Source organism: Rhodoblastus acidophilus (assembly GCF_900187365.1).
Lineage (GTDB): Bacteria > Pseudomonadota > Alphaproteobacteria > Rhizobiales > Beijerinckiaceae > Rhodoblastus > Rhodoblastus acidophilus.
Genome location: NZ_FYDG01000052.1, coordinates 1 through 3,090 on the forward strand (window position 1 = coordinate 1; position 3,090 = coordinate 3,090).

Below are 3,090 nucleotides of genomic sequence, written 5' to 3' on the forward strand. Positions count from 1 at the left end.
GATGCGCTTGTCGATTTGAGCGGCGTTCAACTGATCGTCGCCGCGCAAGCCTTCGCCCGGCGCGAAGGCAAGGCCCTTCGCCTCGCCCGCCCGGCGGGGGGCAATTTGCGGCGCGTCCTCGAACGCGCCGGTTTTCTCGCCAATCCGGCGCCCGACGCCGCTCGTTTCTGGCTTCACGCGGAGCAAGCCTGATGACCGCGAATATCCTCACCGTTGACGATTCCGCCTCCATGCGCATGACCACACGGCTCGCCCTGTCCGGCGCGGGCTACGCCGTCACAGAGGCTGTCGACGGCCTCGACGGCCTGGACAAGGCCAAGACCCGCCGGTTCGACGCCATCATCACCGACATCAACATGCCCCGCATGGACGGCCTGAAGATGATCGAGGAGGTCCGCCGCCTCTCCACCCAGGTCGGCGTGCCCATCGTGTTCCTCACCACAGAATCGGACGCCGGCATGAAAGCCCGCGCCAAGGCCGCGGGGGCCACCGCCTGGCTCACCAAGCCGTTCGACGCCGCCCAATTGCTCAAGCTCGTCGCCAAGGTGGTCGGCTCATGAGCACGCTCGACCCGATCGACATCTTCCGGATCGAAGCCGGAGAATTGCTCGAGCAGATCGAGCAGGGCCTGCTCGATCTCGAACAGCGCCCCGACGACCGCGACCAGATCGATTCGGTGTTTCGCGGCCTGCACACGCTCAAAGGCTCGGGCGCGATGTTCGGCTTCGACGCCCTGGCCGCCTTCACCCATCATTGCGAAACCGCCTTCGACCGCGTGCGCAAAGGCCTCGCGCCCGCCACGCCCGAACTGCTGGCGGCGGTGCTGGCCGCGCGCGACCACATGCGGGCGCTGGTGGAGAACGCCGGCGGCGACTACGCCAGCCAGGAGGCCGAACTGCTGGCGCGGATTTGCGCGGCGGCCGAAACGACCCCGGACGCGCCAGGCGCCGCCGCGGCCAACGCCGCCGCGCCCGCTCCCGCCCCAGTTGCGGCGCGGCGTTGGCGCCTGCGCTTCGCCCTGCCGCAAAACGCCATGATCAACGGGGCCAATCCGCTGACCTTCCTCGACGATCTCCGCGATCTCGGCCCGTGCGACATCCAGATCGACGCCAGCGCCACGCCGCCGCTCGACGAGATCGACCCCACCGCGCTTTACCTGCGCTGGACCGTCCAGCTGGAGACCGAGGCCAGCCGCGGCGAGATCGAGGACGTGTTCCTGTTCGTCATGGACGACATGACGCTCGAACTCGACGAGCTGCGCACCCCGGCCGCGCCCGTCGAACCCGCTCCCGCCCCCGTCGAGGCGGCGCCCGAAGCCGCCCCGCAGGCCGCCTCGCATCCGGCGGCGTCCGCCAAAGCCGCGCCGGACGCGCACGAGTCTCGCCGCCGCACGGTGGAGAGCGTGCGCGTGCCCGCCGACCGGCTCGACGAATTGATGGATCGCGTCGGCGAACTGGTGATCGCGCAATCGCGCCTGTCGCAGATCGCCGCCGCCAGCATGAACGAGGATTTGCGCGCGGTCAGCGAGGAGATCGAGAATCTCTCCAGCGAATTGCGCGCCACCATGATGGTGCTGCGCATGGTGCCGGTGGCGACCCTGTTCGAGCGCTTCCGCCGTCTCGCCCGCGACCTGCAGCATGAAACCGGCAAGCAGATCGAACTGGTGACCGAGGGCGAGAGCACGGAAATGGACAAGACCGTGATCGAGCGCCTCGCCGATCCGCTGGTCCATATCATCCGCAATTCCGCCGACCACGGCCTTGAAACGCCCGAGGAGCGCCTCGCCGCCGGCAAGCCCGCGAGCGGCCGCATCACCCTTGGGGCGCGACAATCGGGCGGGGAGGTGGTCATCTCCGTCAGCGACGACGGGCGCGGCGTCGACCGGGCGCGCGTGCGCGCCAAGGCCGAAGCCAACGGCCTGATCGCGCCGGGCCAGGAACTGTCCGACCAGGACGTGCTGCAGCTGATCTTCCATCCCGGCTTCTCCACCGCCGCCAAGGTCACCAACCTGTCCGGGCGCGGCGTCGGCATGGACGTGGTGAAGAAGACCATCGAGGCGCTGCGCGGCGCCGTCGACGTGACCAGCCAGCCGGGCCAGGGCTCGGAGGTCGCGCTGCGCATCCCGCTCACGCTGGCGATCATCGACGGGCTGCTGGTGCGCGTCGGCGGCGGGCGCTACGTCATTCCGCTGTCGGCCGTCGAGGAATGTCTCGAACTGTCGCTTGAGGAGGATTTGCGCTCGCGCGGCCGCAGCCTGCTGTCGCTGCGCGGCAGCCTGGTTCCCTTCATCCGGCTGCGCGACACGTTCCGCATGGGGACGCCGCCCGATCCCCATCAGAAAGTGGTGGTGGTCTCGACCGGCGCCGAGCGGATCGGGCTGGTGGTGGACCAGATCATCGGCGACCACCAGACCGTCATCAAGTCCATGTCGAAGCTGCATGAGGATGTCGCGACCTTTTCGGGGGCGACCATTCTGGGCGACGGCGGCGTGGCCCTCATCCTCGACATCGCCAATCTGCTGGCCGTCGGCCAGGACCAGGAGGCGCGGCTGCGCGCGATCGCATGAGCACGACAACCCTAGGAACGCTTCCCTCCGCGCGCTGGCCGGGCGCCGACGACATCGAGGCGCTCACCTTCGAGGTCTCGGGCGAGACCTTTGCGCTCGACGCCTCGATCGTGCGCGAAATCCTCGATCTTCTGCCCGAAACCACGGTGCCGGGCGCCCGTCCCTTCGTCCGCGCGCTGGTCAATTTTCGCGGCCGGATCATTCCGCTCGCCGACATTCGCTTCGCCTTCGGCATGCCGCCCGCCGAACCGACCATCGACAGCCGCATCATCGTGGTCGAGCAGGACTTCGAAGGCGCGCCCTGCCTGGTCGGCTTGCGCGCCGACAAGGTCAACGAAGTGCGCACCCTCGCCAAAGACGCCGCCGAGGCGCCGCCCCGCGTCGGCATGAGATGGCGGCCCGAACTCGTCGAATGCCTGATCAAACTGGCCGACGCCGTCGTCATCCTGCCCGACCTCCACGCCCTCCTCCACGCCAAAGCCCCCGAAAACGACGCCGAAATCATCCGTTATCCCAAAGCCTGA

3 protein-coding genes and 1 pseudogene are annotated in these 3,090 nt (G+C 68.7%); all 4 read left to right on the forward strand.

Going from position 1 to position 3,090, the window contains the following annotated elements; genetic code table 11:
- Positions 1 to 192: pseudogene (locus CFB24_RS22080) on the forward strand (STAS domain-containing protein); the annotation flags it as partial.
- Entirely contained in the window at positions 192 to 560 is a 369-nt protein-coding gene (locus tag CFB24_RS22085) for a response regulator (protein ID WP_088522766.1), read from the forward strand. The pseudogene CFB24_RS22080 and the gene CFB24_RS22085, both read left to right, overlap by 1 nt.
- Complete coding sequence (locus CFB24_RS22090) at positions 557 to 2,566, forward strand: chemotaxis protein CheA (protein WP_088522767.1); 2,010 nt, start codon at positions 557 to 559, stop codon at positions 2,564 to 2,566. The genes CFB24_RS22085 and CFB24_RS22090 overlap by 4 nt, the downstream gene beginning before the upstream one ends.
- Positions 2,563 to 3,090 carry a chemotaxis protein CheW gene (locus CFB24_RS22095; RefSeq protein ID WP_088522768.1) on the forward strand — a complete coding sequence of 176 codons (528 nt, stop codon included), beginning with the start codon at positions 2,563 to 2,565 and terminating at the stop codon, positions 3,088 to 3,090. The genes CFB24_RS22090 and CFB24_RS22095 overlap by 4 nt, the downstream gene beginning before the upstream one ends.